At 40.4% G+C, this 20597-nt stretch carries 17 protein-coding genes; 1 reads left to right on the plus strand and 16 read right to left on the minus strand.

Annotation, left to right across the window (positions count from 1 at the left end; translation table 11 throughout):
* Window positions 1-17: 17 nt before the first annotated feature.
* The 4 genes from AAZR19_RS10585 to AAZR19_RS10600 all read right to left on the minus strand — a co-directional run bounded on the left by AAZR19_RS10585 (window position 18) and on the right by AAZR19_RS10600 (window position 4920).
* A complete protein-coding gene (locus AAZR19_RS10585) occupies window positions 18-419 on the minus strand; it encodes a MerR family transcriptional regulator (RefSeq protein WP_041109286.1) in 402 nt (133 codons plus the stop codon).
* A 157-nt stretch (window positions 420-576) separates the two neighbouring features.
* Window positions 577-2040 (minus strand): glycoside hydrolase family 1 protein, encoded by a 1464-nt coding sequence (locus AAZR19_RS10590; RefSeq protein WP_172400616.1) that lies wholly within the window; start codon window positions 2038-2040, stop codon window positions 577-579.
* Window positions 2041-2063: 23 nt separating this feature from the next.
* The gene (locus tag AAZR19_RS10595) at window positions 2064-3965 is read right to left on the minus strand and encodes a beta-glucoside-specific PTS transporter subunit IIABC (protein ID WP_326349617.1); all 1902 of its coding nucleotides are present in this window, start codon (window positions 3963-3965) and stop codon (window positions 2064-2066) included.
* Window positions 3966-4077: 112 nt separating this feature from the next.
* Window positions 4078-4920 (minus strand): PRD domain-containing protein, encoded by an 843-nt coding sequence (locus AAZR19_RS10600; protein WP_041109291.1) that lies wholly within the window; start codon window positions 4918-4920, stop codon window positions 4078-4080.
* Window positions 4921-5263: 343 nt separating this feature from the next.
* Between AAZR19_RS10600 and AAZR19_RS10605 the strand changes: the two genes are divergently transcribed.
* Window positions 5264-5572: a DUF4870 domain-containing protein gene (locus tag AAZR19_RS10605; RefSeq protein WP_041109292.1), complete on the plus strand. Its 309-nt coding sequence runs from the start codon at window positions 5264-5266 to the stop codon at window positions 5570-5572.
* Window positions 5573-5628: 56 nt separating this feature from the next.
* On the opposite strand, the gene AAZR19_RS10610 is transcribed toward AAZR19_RS10605, so the two are convergent.
* The 12 genes from AAZR19_RS10610 to AAZR19_RS10665 form a co-directional block, all read right to left on the minus strand.
* Window positions 5629-7032 carry a sensor histidine kinase gene (locus AAZR19_RS10610; protein ID WP_041109293.1) on the minus strand — a complete coding sequence of 468 codons (1404 nt, stop codon included), beginning with the start codon at window positions 7030-7032 and terminating at the stop codon, window positions 5629-5631.
* A 2-nt stretch (window positions 7033-7034) separates the two neighbouring features.
* Window positions 7035-7742 carry a response regulator transcription factor gene (locus AAZR19_RS10615; RefSeq protein WP_041109294.1) on the minus strand — a complete coding sequence of 236 codons (708 nt, stop codon included), beginning with the start codon at window positions 7740-7742 and terminating at the stop codon, window positions 7035-7037.
* 142 nt (window positions 7743-7884) lie between these two features.
* Entirely contained in the window at window positions 7885-9150 is a 1266-nt protein-coding gene (locus AAZR19_RS10620; protein WP_041109295.1) for a glucuronoxylanase, read from the minus strand.
* Between the two features lie 35 nt (window positions 9151-9185).
* Window positions 9186-10724 (minus strand): glycoside hydrolase family 43 protein, encoded by a 1539-nt coding sequence (locus AAZR19_RS10625; RefSeq protein ID WP_041109296.1) that lies wholly within the window; start codon window positions 10722-10724, stop codon window positions 9186-9188.
* A 253-nt stretch (window positions 10725-10977) separates the two neighbouring features.
* A complete protein-coding gene (locus tag AAZR19_RS10630) occupies window positions 10978-12012 on the minus strand; it encodes a Gfo/Idh/MocA family oxidoreductase (protein ID WP_041109297.1) in 1035 nt (344 codons plus the stop codon).
* Window positions 12013-12077: 65 nt separating this feature from the next.
* Window positions 12078-13538, minus strand: coding sequence for a CoA-acylating methylmalonate-semialdehyde dehydrogenase (locus AAZR19_RS10635; RefSeq protein ID WP_434703089.1), 1461 nt, complete (start codon window positions 13536-13538; stop codon window positions 12078-12080).
* Window positions 13539-13557: 19 nt separating this feature from the next.
* Window positions 13558-14568 carry a 5-dehydro-2-deoxygluconokinase gene (gene iolC / locus AAZR19_RS10640; protein WP_041109301.1) on the minus strand — a complete coding sequence of 337 codons (1011 nt, stop codon included), beginning with the start codon at window positions 14566-14568 and terminating at the stop codon, window positions 13558-13560.
* Complete coding sequence (iolB, locus tag AAZR19_RS10645; protein WP_434703091.1) at window positions 14568-15398, minus strand: 5-deoxy-glucuronate isomerase; 831 nt, start codon at window positions 15396-15398, stop codon at window positions 14568-14570. Before iolB ends, iolC begins: the two co-directional genes overlap by 1 nt.
* Window positions 15399-15426: 28 nt before the next feature.
* Window positions 15427-17352, minus strand: a complete 1926-nt coding sequence (iolD, locus tag AAZR19_RS10650; RefSeq protein WP_434703093.1) for a 3D-(3,5/4)-trihydroxycyclohexane-1,2-dione acylhydrolase (decyclizing) — start codon at window positions 17350-17352, stop codon at window positions 15427-15429.
* Window positions 17353-17394: 42 nt separating this feature from the next.
* Window positions 17395-18180, minus strand: a complete 786-nt coding sequence (locus AAZR19_RS10655) for a DeoR/GlpR family DNA-binding transcription regulator (RefSeq protein ID WP_434703095.1) — start codon at window positions 18178-18180, stop codon at window positions 17395-17397.
* Window positions 18181-18229: 49 nt separating this feature from the next.
* Window positions 18230-19099: a class II fructose-1,6-bisphosphate aldolase gene (gene fba, locus AAZR19_RS10660; protein ID WP_041109307.1), complete on the minus strand. Its 870-nt coding sequence runs from the start codon at window positions 19097-19099 to the stop codon at window positions 18230-18232.
* Between the two features lie 77 nt (window positions 19100-19176).
* Complete coding sequence (locus AAZR19_RS10665) at window positions 19177-20592, minus strand: sugar porter family MFS transporter (RefSeq protein ID WP_041109309.1); 1416 nt, start codon at window positions 20590-20592, stop codon at window positions 19177-19179.
* Window positions 20593-20597 lie beyond the last annotated feature (5 nt).

Genomic DNA, 20597 nt, shown 5'->3' on the forward strand with positions numbered 1-20597 from the left:
CCTTTAAGCAGATATGTTTATTCGTCATCTTGATTCATCACATGAAATGATTTGAGATACACTTGTACTTCTTTCTCAGGAGTCTTTAATAAGTTAGATAGAAGGTCTTGAATGAGACGGAGATTGTTAATTTTCTTTTCAATTTCTTCATGTTTTTGATGTACAATTCTTTTTAAAGTATCTATTTCTATGTCTTGACTCAGCATTTCCAATATTTCTTTTATTTCCTTTAGTGAATAACCCAATGATTTGGCATCTTTGATCAATTGAATTTTCACAATATAATCTTCTGTGTATCGTCTATAACCGTTCGAACGGCGTCTCGGGACAGGTAAAATGTTGTGTTCTTCATAGTAACGAATTGCGGCAGGGCTTATTCCTGTTTGTTTGGCAAGTTCTCCTCTAGTCATCAACTCCATCGTTACTCCTTTTTCGTGATTTTGTCTTTCTATATTTATATTATAAAGGTTGAACTATACTTCAAGGTCAAGATATGTTTTCGTGAAAAATAAAACACCATCGAATGCAGCCGGTTAAGGCGCCCTGAGATGGTGTTTTACATCATTCAATTTGCTTTTATAGGTCTTCTCCATTTGATGCGATTACATTTTTGTACCAGAAGAATGAGTCTTTGCGGTAACGATTCAGTGTACCATTTCCTAGGTCGTCTTGATCCACATAGATCAAACCATAGCGTTTAGTCATTTGAGATGTTCCGCAGCTGATTAAGTCAATGCAGCCCCAAGGTGTATACCCCATTAAGTCAACACCTTCTTTTACGGCTTCTTTCATCTGTTCAATATGTTTTTTCAAATAATCAATTCGATAATCATCGTGTACTTTTCCGTCTTGTGTCAATGTATCCCTTGCACCAAGTCCATTTTCACAAACAAATAAAGGCTTTTGGTATCTATCATACAGTTTAATTAATGAAATGCGCAGACCCATTGGATCGATCGGCCAATCCCATTGTGATAATTCCAAGTGTTCATTTTTAATCGGACTGTCAAACGTACCCGCTAGCTCAGCGGCATCTTCACGTGCTTCTGCTACGTGGGACATATAATAGCTGATCGCAACAAAATCAACAGTGCCCTCTTTTAAAATTTGTTCATCCTGCTCTTTAATATCCAGCTTGATTTGATTATCAGCAAAGTATTTCACCATGTATGTTGGATATTCGCCTCTAGCTTGAACATCAGGATAGAACATATTCAATTGATTCGATTTGACTGCCTGCAGCTGATCCTCTGGTTTTGTTGTTTTTGCATAGGCTTCAATTTGGTTAATCATACAGCCAATTTGGACATTTGGAATGATTTCCTTCGCTGCCTTCACTGTTAATGCACTCGCCACAAATTGATGGTGAGATGCTTGGTAAGCAGCCTGTAATTTATGGTCTACTAGATCCTCTAAAATTCCAGCACCTGTATAAAGGCTATTGAGGTTCATATTCATTTCATTAAACGTAATCCAATATTTCACTTTGTTTTTATATCTTTCTAAAATCGCACGTGCGTATTTTTCGAACAATGGGACAAGCTCTCTACTCATCCATCCATTATATTTTTCTGTTAAAGTAATTGGCATTTCATAATGAGACATCGTTACTAGCGGTTCAATTCCATATTTCGCACATTCATCAAATACTTTATCGTAAAAAGCCAATCCTTCTTCGTTCGGCTTGTCCTCTAAGCCTGTTGGAAAGATTCTTGCCCATGAGATAGACAAACGAAATACTTTAAATCCCATTTCTGCAAACAGTGCAATATCTTCTTCATAACGATGATAAAAATCAATTCCGCGTCTTTTTGGGAAATCAAATGCATCAGAACTTTCCTTGTACTTGTTTAGTTCAGCTGAACTCACATCGAATGTAAAGTTGTTCACTTTTCCTTGTGCATAAGGATCTTTATATGCAGCGAAGTCTGAAGTTGACAGCCCTTTTCCGCCTTCTAAATATGCACCCTCTATTTGATTGGCAGCGGTTGCGCCACCCCATAGAAAATTATCTGAAAATCCTTTTTTTAATTCTTTCATTTCAATCATCCCTTCTATTATGATTAATGAATAAGCATTAAGAGTTTATTTTCTCCTGCGTTGACATAAGAGTCACCTGTATAGATAACATCCAGGTACTTCGAGGAATTAGTGACGATCATAGGTGTCACGACATCTAATCCTTTTGATTGAATTCCTTCTATATCAAATGATAATAAATGATCCCCGATGTTGATTTCATCTCCTTCTTCCACCAATACCTCAAAGAATTGACCATTTAGGCTGACCGTATCAATCCCTACATGTATTAATAATTCAACCCCATCATCTGACACCAAACCTATTGCATGTTTAGTAGGTGTAACGGTCACTACTTTTCCGGAAAACGGCGCTTGTACCACCCCCTTATCAGGCATAATCGCTACTCCCTTGCCCATCATTTCGCTTGAAAAGACGGCATCATTTACGTCAGATAAAGGAATGACTTTACCAGTTATAGGTGCTTGTACTTCATAAGGATTTACTTGTCTGGCAGCTTGTTGATTGACTGCATTTTCTGGATTTTTAGATGACTTTTCCTGTTTTTCCGGCTGACCTTCATCCTTTGTGGCAGGTTCCTTGAAGCCAAGAAACATAGTGGCAAGTAGTGAGACCAAAAAGCTCAGCGATATCCCAATTAAAGCCAGCTGGAAATTATTTGTGCCTTTCATAATGTAGGTTGGCAGAGATGTCATACCTGGAATTGAAAATGCTGTCGTTTTGACTGAGAATAAACCATAAAAACATCCGCCAACTGCGCCGCCTATTAATGAAGCATAGAAAGGCTTTTTCAGTCTCAGTGTTACTCCATAAATGGCTGGTTCTGTAATTCCAAAGAAACTCGGAAGCAATGTTGATAACGCCAAAGACCTTGTTTCTACTCGTTTTGTGCGAATGATGACACCTAAAACGGCACCTGCTTGTGCCATATTGGCAATAAAGTTCATCGGAAGCAGCATGACATCGTAACCAACTTTTTCAAAGCTGGCAAACGTGCTTGGGAAGAATGCGTAATGCATCCCAGTTAGCACAATTAAAGGCATGAGGCCTCCCATTAATAAACCTGCAATTGGTCCAGCAAAATGGAATAAAGAAGTGAAAAAGATCTCTAAATACTGACCGAAAACGTTTCCAATAGGCGCTATGAAAGCTAGTGTAAGAGGCGCTGTAATCATTAAACTCAGTACCGGTGTAAACACGATGCTTAAGGATTTTGGAATCACTTTCGTTATCCACTTATCGATAAAGCTAAGGAGCAGCACGCCTAAAATAATCGGTAGGACTGAAGAAGTATAATTATTTAATGGAATACTCAATCCTAAAAAACTAAGTGGATCGGCCTCTTTTGCTGCACCTTCCACCATCGTTGGATACAATAAAATCCCAGCGAGTGCCATCGCAAGAGATTCTCGTGTTTTAAATTTCTTCGCTGCAGAATACGCAATGAGGAAAGGTAAAAAGTAAAAGACAGCATTTGAAAAGATTTGAAGTACAGCATAGGTAGAGCTTTTTTCCGTCATCCAGCCTAAACTAACGAACAAAGCCATGATCCCTTTAATCAATCCACTACCAACAATCGCTGGTAAAATCGGTGTGAAAATTCCGCTAATGACATCGAATACGACTTCGATTGGATTCATCTTTGACGTATTTTTGTCAGGAGGAGAATCATTGCTGCGCTCACCAATCAGATGGTCAATTTCCTCATAGACCTCTGCGACTTTTGCTCCAATAATGACTTGGAACTGTCCGCTTTGGAATTGTGCTCCCAGCACACCGTCTACTGTTTTTAGTTCATCTACTTTTACCTGTTTTTCATCGTTGATATTAAATCTCAGCCTCGTAATACAATGCCAGCTTTGAGATATATTGTCGGTTCCACCGATTAATTTGATAATTTCTTGCGCCAATTCTTTGTTTCCCATGTCTTCACCCCTTCATTTTCACAAAAAAAACCTAAACAAAATCCACCATTAGAAAGACTTCTACTGGAGATTTGTTTAGGTTAATGCTTTTTCATAACACGCCTAAAAGAAATCATTTATTCTGTTGTTGTTTCTTTGTAATTCTTTCAATATGAATGACTAGAAAAACAAGTTCGTCTTCAGTGACATTCCAATTGAATTCCCGCTTTAACATTTCTTTAATAATTAAACCGCATGCATAGCTCTTCATATAACGATTCTGAATTAATTCTTTTAATGAATCATCCATTTGCTGCGACGGTTGATTTGTTTCTTGTCTGACAATAAAATATCTCAAATGAGTGATAAACCTCGAATAATCTATTGATGATTTATCTAATACCATCTCGAAAATGTTTTGAATAATCTTAACGATTTCCTTCGTGAGATGGGTCATTTTGATCGTATCTCCCATAGACTGACCATCTATTTGAGCGTTTACAAAATGAAGGGCAATGAGTGAAGCCTCTGTATCATGAAAAGTAATCCCCATCATTTTTTGAATAATTTTAAGTGCTTTTTTCCCAATTTGATATTCTTGAAAATATAGATGTGGAATTTCCCATACAATTGGGTTTTCATATTCCATTTTTTCCTGATGCCTTTGAATTGAAAAAGTAAGATGATCAGATAGCGAAAACAGCATGCTAGAACCTAATTTTTTATTCAACATCTCTTCGCCCATATGAATGATTTTTTCAGTTAATAAAAGAATATCAGTTGGGATAGCGGCAAGTTGAGATTCTAATGGAGACGTCTGATCAGAATAAAATGTCTTACTGACAGCGCTCTCATCAAGTGTATCACCCTTTTTCTTCTTAAAGCCTATTCCTGTACCAAAAACAACTACTTCATTTTGAGTGTCTGTTAGAGCTAATACGATATTATTGTTTAAAACTTTAACGACGGTGAACATCTTCATCCCACCCTACCTAAAACTGCTAAAAAAGCATAAAAAAAACACCAAAATCTCAGCAAACAACGTACAAATGTACAACATGTTTACCTGACTTGGTGGTGCCTGATGATATCAGTAACACTCCTGCATCGGTTACGATTTTATTGTAAACACAGGATAAACCAAAGTCAACTATTTTTTTCGGTAAAATAGATTTAAATACCTATATTATAGTATGTCGTTTATAAATTATTTTAAAAGGTAAACATTTTTAAGGTTGCTGTAAGGTTCAGATTAATACGGATTAAGGTTGAGGTAGTACAATGTGTTTGTAGTGAATAAATCATAGAGGTGAAACGTTATGAAAGGAAATAAAGTCTTGTCATCATTATGTTACTTCAGTATCTTTTTCGCACCATTTTTGTTCCCAATTATCGTCTATTTCTTAGGTCAGGACGAAGTGAAATATCATGCGAAAAAATCATTATGGACGCATGTCATCCCTTATTTGATTTTTGGTATTGGCATCCTTGGTTCAGGTTTACTTGGTATGAAAGATATCAGCCATGCGGGGCCTTTCTTAATTGCGACATATGCAGTGACATTCCTTGTTGCCATCTACTTCTTCATTTGGAACATTGTGAAAGGCATCAAAGTATTTTCAGAATAAATAATAGGTAAAAAAAACGGTTCTGTTGTTGATCAGAACCGTTTTTTTGTCTATTTTTATGCTGGTAGTTGGATATCAATTGTTGTTCCTTTTCCTACACTGCTGCGGATCGTGATGTCCCCGCCGTGCTTGACGATAATATCCTTTGCAATGGCCATCCCAAGACCAGATCCAGCATGCGAAACTCCTGTATTTGTCCCTCTGTAATAGCGGTCAAACACTTTTTCCAGCTCTGCCTCTTCTATTCCTCTGCCGTTGTCTTTAATCGTGATATGGGTTTCTTCTTTTTGTTCAAGCTGTACAATGATCGTCACATCAGGATCATTGTGAACGAGGGCATTTAAAATCAGATTGGTAACCGCTCTTCGAATGAGGATTTTATCAATATTCAGCATGAGTTTGTCTTCATTCGTTTGAAGCTCAATCGTCTGATCCGCATATCTTGAATCGTTCAAAATATCAATTAACGTTTCCCGCAGCAGTGACACGATGTTGACCAGCTCTTTATTGAGCATGACGCCGTTATTTTTCAGCCTTGTCGTTAAATTCAGATCCTCCATGACATCTTTGATATACAATGATTTATTCTCAATGATGCCCGCGTAATGTCTGATGTCTTGCTTTGAAAGAGGATACTTTGGGTCTTTCATGATTTCTGCATAGCCTTGAATAGAAGCGAGCGGCGTTTTAATATCATGAGAAATATGGCTGATCCATTCTTCACGCATTTGCTCTAGTTTGTCTTTTTCTTTTTTGCTTGAAGCGAGCTGCTCTGATAAGTGATTGACATTATAGAAGACATCTTTATAAATTCCTTTAGCAGGCAGATTTGTCGTGTAATCTCCGTTTGCCAGCCGCTGGATGCTATGAATGGCACGGCCGAGCGGTTTTGTGAGCTGCCGGCTGAATAAGTAACCAATGAGTAACGCTATAATGGCATCAATTGATAATAAAATCATCGTCCCGATATTGAATCTTGTTACTAAATCCTTCGTGTCAAACGAGAATAGGTATTTTCCAATGGAAGGGTCTTTAAATCCGATAAAGTAACTGTATTCTTTGCCCTTTACTTTTTTTCCGCCAGCATAAATGGTCGATAATAATTGCTTATCTTTATATTTATGTAAGTTCACGATGTCTATCGGTGTATATTTATTCTTTAATCCTTTAGGTGCCTGCGCATGATACACGTCCTGTCCATTTTCGTCTAAAATTTGAATCCATGCATTCTGTTGTTTTAAGGCTTTCTGCCCTTCTTTGTTTACGGTTATCCCTTGACCAGAAAAAGAGATGTATTGTTCAAATGATCTTGTAAAGGTTTCAGGCGTATTTTCCTCGTTATGCTGGCTGTTTGCCTGAAGTACGAGCCAAATCATAAATACGAATAAGTTGATAAAGACCGTGATTATGGTCACGATAATGACAGAGACCATATATCTGCCTGTTAATCGCCATTTCATCCTTACGCATCCTTTACAACAAATTTATAGCCAAGCCCTTTGACTGTGACGAGAAACTCTGGTGTTGACGGGGAATTTTCTATTTTTTCCCGAAGTCTTCGGATATGAACCATCACTGTATTGTCAGAACCGAAGAAGTCTTCCCCCCAAACAGTTTGATAAAGTGTTTCTTTACTGATGATGCGGTTCGGATGCTGCAAGAAGTAGGTCATCAGCAGAAGTTCTTTCGGCGTGAGCTCAATGACCGCGCCGTTTTTCGTCAGTTCTGCTTGCTGCTCGTTTAATTCAAACGGCCCTTTTTTGATCACGGGATCGGCTTGAGATGACTGTAAGTATGAGAGCCGTCTCAGCTGCGCTTTCACCCGGTAGGCGACTTCCTTTGGGCTGAACGGTTTTGTAATGTAGTCATCCCCGCCGATAGCAAGTCCTACAATTTTGTCTGATTCCTCTCCCTTTGCTGATAAAAAGATAATCGGAACATGGGAGGTCTCTCTGATTTGTCTGCAAATATCATAGCCTTCACCGTCTGGCAGCATAATATCAAGTATGACAAGATCGGGCTGTTCTTGATGAAATTTCGTGAGCCCATCACGGGCAGTTGAAGCTGTTATAACGCGATCAATGCCTTCTCTTGTTAATACTGTGTTGATTAATTCCAAAATTTCTTTTTCATCATCGATCATTAATACTTTGCTTTGATGCTTTGGCATACATTGATCACTCTCCTGAAGTCATTGCCATTATTATACCCAATGTAAGAACATAGTGAAAAAATCAACTTCCTATTTGCATAAAAAAAGCCAATTTTCTTTTGAAATGAGAAAATTGGCTTTTGGTGATTCAATTGATTTTTTAGCGTTTGACTACAAATGTTGTCACACTTTGAGCCGGGAGATGAGCCCAAAATTGATTACCTGATATATTTAAGTCTGTACCCGGCTGAAGGTTGCTGTTGCTGCTCGTAATCCATCTTGATGCTTGCGAAGCAGTTCCATTTTGCATCACAAAGTGCTGATTGACTCCTGTATTGTTTTTGTTAATCGCGACAATGACAACCTGATTGTTTCCTTTGTAGGCAGATACGAAAACATTTGGTTCAGGACTTTTCGTTGCATCAATTCTGACGTATCCTGGGCGTACAAACTTGGAGAAATGCGCCATGTTGTAACCGCGTTTACTGATCAGGCCATCTTCCTTCATAGGGCCGTAGGATCTGCGGATGTACCACCAAACATATGCCTGAAAGTCCCCTTCTACCATCGAATGGTGAATATGCTCTGAAACCCCTAATGCCTCAGGCCAGCGGTCCGCTGAATTGTTATCGCTATTCGGGTAGTAGACCTCTGTCATCCAAAGCTCCTTCCCCCCTCCTTTTTGTTTGAACAGAGGATACGGAAGCTGGCTGATTTGGGTTCCGTACAAATGGGCTCCGAGAATGTCCATATTTCCTAGCGCTTGCGGATCATTTAAGATAGGATCTGATATATTTTTAAGGTATTGAAAGGATTCTGGCGCAATCACGCGGGCATTAATGGAGCCGGCATTTTCTCTCATGAAACGCAGGATTTCCTGAGGAGTCCACCATGTCCATTCATGTGCATAATCGGGCTCGTTTTGTACGGATATCGCATAGAGATTGACGCCATTATTTTTCATATACGTCACAAAATCGTTCAGATGCTGAGCATATGCGGCGTATTGATTGTATCTCAGACGCTTTGCATTTGTACCATTACGGTTGAAAGTCTCAACCATATGGCTTGGAGGATTCCAAGGTGAAGCGATCACTAAAGCTCCATGCTCTATTGCTCTTTTGGCTGTGGCGACCTCTCTGTGCCAATTATTTCTGTTCTCATCTACAAAAATTCTTAGAATGGAAAACCCTAATTGATTCTGCCCATTGCCAAAAGCGGTTTCCCTTTGAGGTGCGGTCAAATCACCAATCCAAGCCGGGTGGTTCATTCCGCCAAAGCCGCGAATCACTTGTCTTTCTGCATTGATATTAATATTGGCATCTGCTGCTGAAACTTCAGTTGCGCCAGGTCCGATGAACATGACAGACAGCATGGTGAAGCAGATCAATAAAGTACAGATTGGTTTTTTGATCATTGACATCAAATTTTTCCACTCTCCTATCATTTTGTCATCCTTTGTTATTGAGTAAACCGCCAGGAATCAAACTGAAATAGGTTTGAACCTGTTCCAGTAAAGACAAAAAATACGTTGTGCACGCCAGCTGCTCCGTTTACTGTCGTTTCTACTTCTCGCCAATTGTTTGTTCCGCCTGTGGAAGGGACATTTAGTGTCCCAACGAGTCTGCCTTCAGGGCTTCCGAGGCGTACTTCTATTTTTCCGCCTGCATTTGATGCTACATTCGCTTTAAATGTTCTTGCACCGTTTGATCCGAAATCGACGTTACTGGCAGCCACCCAATCTCCGTTTTGAATGTTTGTGACATGCTGGTTATTGACCGGTCCACCTGGAGCTGAAGAGGCCTCTGTTAAAATGCGTCCATTCCATGCGAATGTTTCAGCTTCTACCCGCTGATAAGGATTCAGGTTGGAAAGCTGTTTGACCCCTTCAAAATTGGCTGCAACCTCTCGAAGGGAGCCGTCAGCATTATGCACAAGCTTATTTATATGTGGAGATCTGTAGCCTTTTCCTGCCCCGTATAAGGCAGAGCTGACCGTTTGGGTATGATACACGACATACCATTCGTTTTTAAAATTGAACACAGCATGATGGTTGTTACCGCCTCCCCCGAAAAATGCACCCGGATTTTTCAGGAAGTGCCCTCTATACGTAAAGGGACCCATCGGACTTGAGCTCGTCATATAACCGATCTCACCAGGTGGTTTATCTGCTGGGTGGGAGCCGCCAAAGTTGATGCAATAGGAATAGTAATAGGTTCCGTTATACTTATGCATCCCTGAGTCTTCAAACATAAAAGGAGCATCAATGGTCGAGGCGCTGCCCACAACACTTGTCATATCAGGCCCTAGTTTTAAGACTCTTGCTGTTTTAGGATTGGCCCATTGTCCCTGCGTTGGATTAGAACCGCCTGGTACGCCTCCACCGGCATATAGATAACCAGTGCCGTCATCATCTACAAAAACGGCTGGATCAAACAGCCATACAACCCCGGACATTCCTGGTGTATTTGGTGTGACGAGCGCTTTTCCGATAGGATCTGTCCATGGACCGATTGGGGAGTCTGCTGTCAGAACACCAATCCCTCCGCCGCTGTTCGCGAAATAAAGGAAAAATTTATCTTTCCCATTGATTTTTTTCACCGCCGCTGATGGAGCCCAGGAAGCACCTGCCCATTTAGCGATCCCTTTGCCGCCATTTGCTCCATTTGCTCCTGCTACTGGAATCGCGCCATGATCTGTCCAGTTCACCATATCTGCTGAAGAAATGACGAAGACCCTATTCAAATTGGCAAAAGAATTATCCTTAATCGTTCCGTTGCTGTGATATTCATAGTCATCACTCGACATATAAATGTACACTCTTCCGTTATAGGTGAGCGCAAACGGATCAGCGCCCAAGTGGTGGTCTATGAGCGGGTTTGCATTTCCTACACGTTTTGCAATTGTTGTGCTTGCCGCACTCGCATCATATACCGGTAAACAACTCAGTACCAAAGCAAAAATCAATAAACCAACGCCGCACTTCATCCTCGTCCTCATCGTTTCATTTCCTCCTGTTTTCATCTTCCTAATATTGGGGTTTAGGCCCAATTTCAAAATATGTTGATAGATACTGATGAAGAATGAATATAAAGAATGATTTCTAGTGCAAATCCTTGCTGGAATCACGATGAAAACCCTTACTTTTTGACTAGAAGACAACAAAAAATGCAGTCTCCCATGATGGACCTGCATTTTTTCTTTTTTGGAATGAAAAAGAGACTGCTTTCAGCAGCCTCTTCTTTTGAATTGATTATATTTTTTCAGGGACAAGTGATTGATGATAAAAGGCTGGACGTTCTTGGAGATGGATTGGTGTTGTTTCACCAGTTACTTTTGCTTTAAGACAAGCATCTGCTGTTACGGCAGCTACATATCCATCCCAAGCAGTAGGTCCATTTACTTCTCCTTTTAAGGAGGAATTGATCCAATCCTGCAATTCTTCGTCATAGGCTTCTTTAAATCGATGCTGCCAGTCTGTTAAGATATTTGTAGATCGTGTTGCCTGACTATGCAAAACGACACTGGCAGGATCAGGAAGACTTGCAATCCCTTTTTCACCGACAACTTGACACTGAATGTCATAGCCGTACTGACAATGAACGAATATTTCGCCATTGATGATGGTTCCTTGTTGCGTTTTCATAATCACTATTAAAGGATCTTGTAAGTGCTCAGCAGCTTGCTGCGTTTTTTTAGGTGCAATGACTTGTACGGATACGTATTCATCATTTAGTAACCAGCGGTGGACATCGATTTCATGAATGAATGTATCGACAATTGACATATCCCCTGTATATGTGTCAGGGACGGTTTGGTTTCTATGTGCAGCATGAATTATTAAAGGTTCACCTACTTGTCCTTCATCCAGTACTTGTTTTAAAGCGCGATATCCCGAATCGTACCGGCGCATATATCCAACCTGTACGAGTAATTTCCCTTTCTTCATTTCAGCCTCGACTATACGAATGCAGCCTTCTGCTGTGGTTGCAAGTGGTTTTTCACAAAAAACAGGTTTATTAGCTTCAATAGCAGCTAACACATATTCTTCATGTGTCGGTCCCCATGATGTGACGATAACGGCATCTACCTCATCTGATTGAATGAGTTGATGGCCATCCTCATAAATACGTGCATCAAGGCTGAATGCATCTACGATGGCTTTTGCCTGCTGTCTGTTCACATCAGTAACAGCCACCACTCTTCCTTTAGACAGCGTATTTGTAATTCGCTTCATATGATCTTGACCAATGGCACCAATACCAATAACACCAATCTTTAATTCCATCTTGTTACCTCCTGTATTTGTGCTTTTTCGCACAGCTGTTTTGAAGTTGATAGGAGTATGTTGTATTACATATAACGAGCGGTGACCATTTTCTTTCTAGTATAAAATTCAACACCGTCCGTGCCATTTGCGTGCAAGTCACCATAGAATGAATCTTTCCAACCTGAGAATGGGAAAAATGCCATTGGTGCTGGAACGCCGACATTAATACCTAACATGCCTGCATCAATATTCTCGCGGAATTCCCTCACACTTGATGCACTATCAGTGTAAAGGCAGGCACCATTTGCAAATTTAGACTCATTGGCAATTTCAATAGCATCAGCAAGCGATGAAACACGAACAATGGATAAAACTGGAGCGAAAATTTCGTCCTGCCAAATTTTCATTTCTTTTGTTACATGATCAAAAATAGTCGGTCCGATAAAGTATCCTTCTCCCTCTGTTTCACGATCTTTACGGCCATCACGAATGAGACTCGCTCCTTCTTCAATACCTGATTGAATATATTGAAGCGTTCGTTCTTTGTGACTTTCCCGAATGACCGGGCCGAGGAAAACATCTTCATTCATGCCATTTCCAATGACCATTTGATTGGATTCGGCGATTAATTTTTGAATGAGCTCGCCAGCGATATCTTCTTCTACTGTGACAACAGCTGCAGCCATACATCTTTCTCCAGCAGAGCCAAAGGCAGCACCAACAATTTGTTTGACGGCTGCCTCTATATCTGCGTCTTTTAGGACAATGGAGTGATTTTTAGCCCCTGCAAGTGCTTGGACACGTTTGCCATGCTCTGTACCTTTTTTATAGACGTATTCTGCAACTGGCTGAGAGCCGACAAATGAAATGGCTTTGACCTTTTGATGTTCAAGCAGACCGTTAACGACATCGTGAGCCCCATTGACTATGTTAAGAACACCTTTTGGCAGACCCGCTTCTTCAAATAGCTCTGCTAACCGTGCCGCAAGAACAGGCGTACGTTCTGAAGGTTTTAAGACAAACGTATTTCCGCAGGCAATGGCAAGCGGGAACATCCAGCAAGGAACCATCATTGGAAAGTTAAATGGCGTAATGCCGCCAATGACGCCAATAGGATAGCGATACATGCCTGATTCAAGTCCAGTCGCAATATCTGGCAGCTGTTTTCCCATCATTAAAGTTGGAGCACCGGCTGCGAATTCGACGCATTCAATGCCTCGCTGTACTTCTCCGCGTGCTTCAGTTAAGCTTTTTCCATTTTCGAGCGTAACCAGTTCGGCTAATTCTTCCCATTTTTCGACTAATAATTGCTGATATTTAAAGAGAATACGTGCACGTCTTGGTACAGGGGTTTTAGACCAGCTGGAAAACGCTTCTTTTGCTGCTTGAACTGCTCGTTCTACATCTCCTTTTGTTGATAGGGGAACTTCTGCAATGATTTTCCCTGTTGCTGGATTATAAACGGGTTCAGTTTGACTTGTTTCAGCATCTACCCATTCTCCTCCAATATAATTTTTTAATGTTTTGACAGTTGTTTTAGCCATGGTATTCTCTCCTCTACGATTAAATTGGTTGTGATTGTTCAACTTTTGTTTCGATCATAAAGTCTTTGATTTCTTTAACTGTGGGCATGGCATCTGATGAACTATGCTTAGAAATTACGATGGAGGCAGAAGCGCTTCCAAAACGCATAGCTTCTTCAATGGACATGTTGTTCATCAGTCCATAAATAAAGGCTGAAGCATATGAATCACCCGCTCCGAATGTTTTGAGGACCTTTGTTTTAAAGATGCCGCCTCGATATGACTGTCCATCCGGCGTATAAGCGATGGAACCATCACCCCCATGTTTAATAACAACGATTTTGGCATGGTGTGAAAACCATTTTTTGGCGGTTAATTCATCATTTGACGGTCCATCTGCTATGAGTTTTTCCATCATATCAAACTCTTCTCTTGTGCCGATGATCACGTCTGATTTTTCAGCAGCTAAGTTGTAATAAATCGCTGTTTCTTGCTCGGTTTGCCAAGTGTATGGACGATAATCCAGGTCAAAGAAGACAGTTACGTGATGCTTACGTGCATAATCAAGTGCCACAAATACTGCTTCTCTTGATGGACTTTTTGCTAGCGCAGTGCCTGAGATGAGTAAGGCTTTCGCCTTTTTGATATATTGTTCAGATACTTCTTGGACATCGATTTTTAAATCTGCTACATTGTCTCGGTACATTAAAATACTGCATTCTTCGGGACTCTTAATCTCAGTAAAAGCAAGACCCGTGACAGCACCAGATTGATCTATGACAATGCCGTCTGTATTGATGTTGTTCTTTTCCAAGTAGCTTGTTGCAAAACGTCCCATCTGATCGTTAGCGACTTTTCCAATGAATCCAGATTTCATACCGAGCCTTGCTAAACCAATGGCAATGTTGGCTGGAGACCCCCCGACGTATTTTGTGAAAGTCATCGTCTCTTCCATCGGCCGATTCAGTTCGTTCGCATTTAAATCAATACATAATCTTCCCATTGCAATAACATCAAGCTGCCGATCTTGTTTAAATGTTAAGTCTAGCATCAGCGTCCCTCCCTTTTCATACTCAATTTGTTTTTCATCACCCATTCATGTTCAGCATTGTTATGAAACTTCCAAGTTCTCACTGGCCCTGCCATGACATTCAAATAATAGATTTCATAGCCTGGTGGTGCTGACACAGGGTGATATCCTTTTGGTACAAGAACGGCGGAACTATCTCTTACAGCCATTGTCTCATCTAGTGAAAGATCATCTGTATATACTCTTTGTAAAACAAAACCTTGTTCTGGGTTTACTTTGTGATAATACGTTTCTTCTAAATAAGATTCGTGCGGTAAATTATCTTGATCATGTTTATGCGGCGGATAGCTCGACCAGTTTCCTTCCGGTGTAAATACTTCCACAACAAGCAGGTGGTCAGCTGGTTCATGTTCAGGTAAAATGTTGTGAACCTGTCTTGCAATATTACCAGCACCTCTATGTTCAACCTCTACTCGTTCAGGAAGAATGAGACGAGCCTGATATGTGCCTTTTCCAGGTGCACTACAAACGGCAATCTCAATATCTGTTATGGCTTCAATTTCGTAATGATCATCGTTTGGTATATAAATGGAGAAAGGAGGTGTTTTCTCGAAAACATTCATTCGTTCCCCAATTTCTTTCCATGTCTTTTCTTTCGTTTGGAGATGAAGTTTACCTGAGAGAATGACAATGCACACCTCATTTTCACCTGTTTTTTTACGAAGGTTTTCCCCTTTTGCCAATGTGTACACCTCAAAGCCAATATAGGTCCAACCTGCTGATTGAGGTGTGATGCTCAGCACCTTTCCCTCTTTGTCTCTTTTTTGTTTCGGTACAATTAAATCAGCCATTATGCACACACCTTTCATGTAGCTCTTCTTAATATTGTCTTGCTTGTTTTAATTTTTGCTGTTTTTCTTCATATTCTTTTTTGATCTGTTCTTTATCAGAGATTTCTGAGATACCTACGTTCCACCATGAGTCACCGTAACCTGCTGTCATAGTTTTTGGAAGTACCTTCACATCAATCAGGGTACTGACTGTCTGCTTTTTAGCATCTTCAAGCGCAGATTTCAGTTCATCGAGTGTATGAACTTCATATGTTTTTGCTCCATAACCTTTTGCTGATTGTGCAAAATTGATTCTCATAATCTCTCCATCAAGCTGTCCTGTTTTCTTGTTTCTTTTTCGAAATTCAGTCGCAAAACTGTCCATTCCATGGCCCATTTGCAAATTATTAATACAGCCAAAACCGGAGTTGTCAAAAAGAATGATATTCATTTTATAGCCCTCTTGAATGCTTGTGACAAGTTCACTATGCAGCATTAAATAACTGCCATCACCTGTTAAGGCATACACTTCTTTAGTTGGTTCAGCCATTTTCACTCCAAGTGCAGAAGCAATTTCGTAGCCCATACAAGAGTATCCATATTCAAGGTGATATGTGTTTCGCTCTTTTGTCACCCACATTCTCTGTAAATCTCCTGGGAGACTGCCTGCAGCACATGTAATAATGGCGTCAGATGGAATCCATTCGTTTAAACAGCCAAGTACAGTCGTTTGAGGTAGCGTTGTATGAAGTTTTTCCTTATATTCATCTAATTCATGATCAAAGTGGCTTTTGATTTCAGGTGTAAAGCCTGTTTCAGTGTACTGAATATGATGTAGCCGATGTAATTCTTGTTCCCAGTGCTGCTTTGCTTCTTTGATTTCATTTTGATAACCTGTTTGATAGTTTGCTAGTTCATCCTTTAATGCAAGGAGTGCCATCTTCGCATCAGAAATGACTGTTGTTGCATCTAATTTAGATGCATGATAATCGGATAGATTGATCGTTAAAACATCACTGTCTGCGTATAGCCGTTTAGATGATGTTGTAAAGTCTGTAAATCTAGTGCCGACGCCAATAATAAGGTCAGCCTTCTGAGCGAGTTCATTGGCAGCGCTATTGCCAGTGACACCAAGTCCGCCCACATTTAATGGGTGGTTGCTTTCAACACAGCTTTTACCAGCTTGTGTTTCACTAAAGGGTATATGAAAAGTTTCAGCAAATTGGACAAACTCGTCAGCCGCCTCTGAGTAACGCACCCCTCCGCCTAAAATCAAGAAAGGCTTCTTTTTCTTACGAATGAGTGCCGCTGCTTCTTGAATACTTCTTGCTGAAGGTGCATATCTGTCTAAAAAATGCGTCCGCTCTTGAAAAAAAGACAGCGGGTAATCCCATGCTTCTCCTTGAACATCTTGAGGAAGCGAAATTGTGACCGCACCAGTATCTGCTTGATTTGTTAAAACACGCATGGCGTTAATCAGTGCGGACATGAGCTGTTCTGGTCTTGAAACCCGGTCCCAGTATTTACTCACAGCCCGAAAGGCATCATTCGTCGATAAACTCAAGTCATATGTTTGCTCAATCTGCTGAAGTGCTGGGTCTGGCTGTCGTGTGGCAAAGACATCACTTGGGAAAAGCAAAAGTGGAATTTGATTCGCTGTTGCCGTTGCAGCAGCTGTGATCATATTGGCAGAGCCAGGCCCAACGGATGAGGTGCAGGCCATTACTTGTTTACGTTGCTTTTGTTTTGCGAAAGCCGTTGCAGCATGTGCCATCCCTTGTTCATTTCTTCCTTGATATACCTCGAGCCTTCCAGGGTTTTCTTGAAGGGCTTGACCGAGCCCCAACACATTACCGTGACCGAAAATAGTAAAGATTCCTTTGATAAAAGGCTTTTTTTCACCGTCATATTCAACGTACTGGGCATTTAAAAATTTGACCAATGCTTGACTCACCGTTAATCTGATTGTGTCCATTTTTTCCCCTGCCTTATCTGAAAATATTTTTGATATGTTCCTTCATGTTAAAGGTTGCTGACTTTCATCTTGCGAAGGAGCAACGATCCATTTGATATGATTCTTTTTGAAAAAGGTTGTGTAGGAGGTATCCAGAGAATCGTCAGTGATTAAGTAGTCGATTTCATCCAGCTGGCAATATGTCAACATCGCATATTTATTGAATTTTGTATGATCTACTAATAGAATCACTTCTCTCCCTTTTTTGACGACCATTTCCTTCATGCTTGTTTCTACTGGCGATGAATTTGTTACTCCATTTGAAATAGAAACCCCTGTTGAGGCCATAAACACTTTATCGAAGTTGTATTGAAGTACATCATTTGTATTAGTAATGCTGGAAAATGATTTCGTTTTCCGCTCTAATAGGCCGCCAGTTGAAATGACTTGAAGCTGAGTGTAAGGCAATGCTTGTACAATAAAGTCTAAGTTGTTCGTGACAACCGTTAATTCCTTTTCTTTTATAAAATGAATCATTTCTAATGTTGTGGTACCAGAGTCAATAAAAATGACATCGCCATCATCTACTAATTGAGCCGCATCTTTTGCAATCCATCTTTTTTGAAGTTGGTTTCGTGTTTGTCTGTCATGAAATGATTCAAGCCTTGCATGATTGGCTGCTACTCCCCCATAAACCTTTTGGATATGTCCTTCTTCAACGAGCTTTTGAACGTCTCGCCTAATCGTATTTTTTGACACCCCAAAGGTTGTGACAAGATCATCTAACGAGACAGACTGATGTTGGATCACATATTCTTTTATTTGCTGGATTCTTTTCGTTTTTATCATGCTTCATCTTCCTTTTCATCTTATCTATGGGAGTGTCTGCTAGATGTGATCAAACACGCTGACTTGATCCAAATTGTTGGATTTTCATCTTGACAGCTTGTTTAATGGCTTCTGTACCAGGTGTTAAAATTGTTTGTGGATCATTGGTTGCTTTGTTTTTAGTTAGTTGAGCTCGGACAGCTTGATTCCAAGCTTCCAAGCATTCAGTGTTGACATTGATTTTTGCATGACCAAGTGAGATAGCTCTTTGAATCTGATCAACAGGAATGCCTGAACCGCCGTGTAAGACAAGCGGAACGTCTGTGAGTTCAGCTATTTGCTTCATCTCATCAAATCCTAGCTTCGGTTCTCCTTGATAAGGGCCATGCACTGAACCGAGTGCTGCGGCCAAGGCATCAATTCCTGTTTCTCTAACAAGGCGCACACATTCGTATGGATCAGCATAGATGATATTTCCTACCAAGCCATCTTCCATTCCTCCAACAGAGCCAACTTCAGCTTCGACAGATACACCTCTTTTAGAGGCATAATGAACAACTTCTTTTGTCATGGCAATATTTTGTGAAAGAGGATAGGAAGAGCCGTCTATCATGACTGAGCTAAATCCTGCATCAATGGCAGCTTTGCACCGAGAGACAGTCATGCCATGATCTAAATGTAAAGAAACTGGGACACTGATCTCCAAATCTTTCATTAACCCTTCAACCATGCCTACAATCGTGTGAAAGCCGCCTAAATAATCAATGAGCCGGTCAGATGCTGCTAAAATGATAGGAGATCGCTCCTCTTTTGCCGCAAGTAAGATGGCTTTCACCCATTGCAAACCATTGATATTCATTTGTCCTACTGCATATTGTTTTTGTTTTGCTTCATGCAGTATGCTTTTCATTGAAATGAGCTTTGAATCTATTACGGTCATCTATTGAACACTCCTTACTGTTGAAACTCCATTTTCACAAATTGGTTCGACACCATCTTTGTTTTCATCCCTTTTATTTAAGACAGTGTTTGATGATCTGTTGTGATGTCAATTGATGTTTGATCGTGCTTACGAAAATTCATTTCTAGTTCTTCAAGTGTCAGCCCTTTTGTTTCCGGTAAGCACTTCACCACAAACAAAATAGACAGGACTCCGAAAGCGACAAAAACGAAGAAAGTCATCGAGAGGCCGATCTGAGCAAGTAATATTGGGAACGTCAAACCAATTAAAAAGTTCACCATCCATAGACAAAATACACTTACCCCCATACCAAGTCCCCGCAGCCGAAGAGGAAAAATTTCTGACAGCATGAGCCAAGTGACAGGAGAGATGGCGCCTTGCTGGAATGCAAGAAATGTAATCGTCAAAAATAAAATCAAATATGGAAGAAAGGCTGTTCCTGCAAAAAGATTAGAGCAAATGCCGATAGACAGTAATGTGAAGGTTGTTCCAATCAAGCCTGAAATTAACATAGGGCGACGTCCTATTTTGCCAAGCAGCCAAATTCCAACAAATGTAGCAAGGACAGAGATAACACCATTCCCGATATTCCCAATTAGAGCTGCTTTCGTTTCGAAACCTGCATCTTTTAAAATTTCTGTTCCGTAATACATGATGGAATTAACTCCTGTGAACTGCTGTACAACCGCAATTCCTATGCCTATAAACACAAGCCGCCTAATCCAAGGCGTGGATAAATCTTTTAAAGTCGCTTTATCTAAATTCACTTCTTCCCTGTAAGCATTCTCTATTTCGAGCAACTCTGTTTTCGCCGCTCCTTTTGAGCGAATGCGGTGAAGTACTTGAAGTGCTTCTTTGTTTTTCCCCTTTGTTACAAGCCATCTTGGGCTTTCTGGCACTTTTAGCATACCGAAGAATAAAATAATGGCTGGAATCGCCGCAATTGGTAGCATGATGCGCCATACATACGGGTTCTCTCCAAATAAATTTCCAATCAATGCATTACAGGTAAAAGCAAGTAATTGACCGGATACGATCATCAGTTCATTTTGTGTGACGATTCTTCCGCGATTTTCTGCTGGAGAGATTTCAGCTAAAAAGGCTGGAACTATGACTGAAGCTCCTCCAACTGCAAGCCCTAATAAGAATCGGAATAAGACCATTACTTCAGCGTTTGGTGATACAGTACATCCTAATGTAGAAAAAAAGAATAGAGCGGCTAAGTAAAAAATAGTTTTACGGCGTCCGAACCTGTCTGATAAACGTCCGCATATGACTGCACCTAATGCTGCACCTAATAATAATGCACTTGTCACAATCCCTTGCATCAATGCTGTTAAATTTAACTGATTCGGTAAAGACATGTAAGGTAATGCACCATTTAATACACCAGTGTCATAACCAAAAAGAAGTCCTCCAAAGGTCGAAATTAGGATAATAGATCTTAAATTGGTTTGTTGACTTTTGTTCATGGTCT

It is taken from the genome of Bacillus sp. Je.9.29.b (assembly GCF_051129925.1).
GTDB classification, from domain to species: domain Bacteria; phylum Bacillota; class Bacilli; order Bacillales; family Bacillaceae; genus Bacillus; species Bacillus safensis.

Coding starts and splice junctions, on each gene's coding strand:
- AAZR19_RS10585 (WP_041109286.1), bottom strand. CDS start 419: ATGGAGTTGATGACTAGAGGAGAACTTGCCAAACAAACAGGAATAAGC.
- AAZR19_RS10590 (WP_172400616.1), bottom strand. CDS start 2,040: ATGAAAGAATTAAAAAAAGGATTTTCAGATAATTTTCTATGGGGTGGC.
- AAZR19_RS10595 (WP_326349617.1), bottom strand. CDS start 3,965: ATGGGAAACAAAGAATTGGCGCAAGAAATTATCAAATTAATCGGTGGA.
- AAZR19_RS10600 (WP_041109291.1), bottom strand. CDS start 4,920: ATGTTCACCGTCGTTAAAGTTTTAAACAATAATATCGTATTAGCTCTA.
- AAZR19_RS10605 (WP_041109292.1), top strand. CDS start 5,264: ATGAAAGGAAATAAAGTCTTGTCATCATTATGTTACTTCAGTATCTTT.
- AAZR19_RS10610 (WP_041109293.1), bottom strand. CDS start 7,032: ATGAAATGGCGATTAACAGGCAGATATATGGTCTCTGTCATTATCGTG.
- AAZR19_RS10615 (WP_041109294.1), bottom strand. CDS start 7,742: ATGCCAAAGCATCAAAGCAAAGTATTAATGATCGATGATGAAAAAGAA.
- AAZR19_RS10625 (WP_041109296.1), bottom strand. CDS start 10,724: ATGAGGACGAGGATGAAGTGCGGCGTTGGTTTATTGATTTTTGCTTTG.
- AAZR19_RS10630 (WP_041109297.1), bottom strand. CDS start 12,012: ATGGAATTAAAGATTGGTGTTATTGGTATTGGTGCCATTGGTCAAGAT.
- AAZR19_RS10635 (WP_434703089.1), bottom strand. CDS start 13,538: ATGGCTAAAACAACTGTCAAAACATTAAAAAATTATATTGGAGGAGAA.
- iolC (WP_041109301.1), bottom strand. CDS start 14,568: ATGCTAGACTTAACATTTAAACAAGATCGGCAGCTTGATGTTATTGCA.
- iolB (WP_434703091.1), bottom strand. CDS start 15,398: ATGGCTGATTTAATTGTACCGAAACAAAAAAGAGACAAAGAGGGAAAG.
- iolD (WP_434703093.1), bottom strand. CDS start 17,352: ATGGACACAATCAGATTAACGGTGAGTCAAGCATTGGTCAAATTTTTA.
- AAZR19_RS10655 (WP_434703095.1), bottom strand. CDS start 18,180: ATGATAAAAACGAAAAGAATCCAGCAAATAAAAGAATATGTGATCCAA.
- fba (WP_041109307.1), bottom strand. CDS start 19,099: ATGACCGTAATAGATTCAAAGCTCATTTCAATGAAAAGCATACTGCAT.
- AAZR19_RS10665 (WP_041109309.1), bottom strand. CDS start 20,592: ATGAACAAAAGTCAACAAACCAATTTAAGATCTATTATCCTAATTTCG.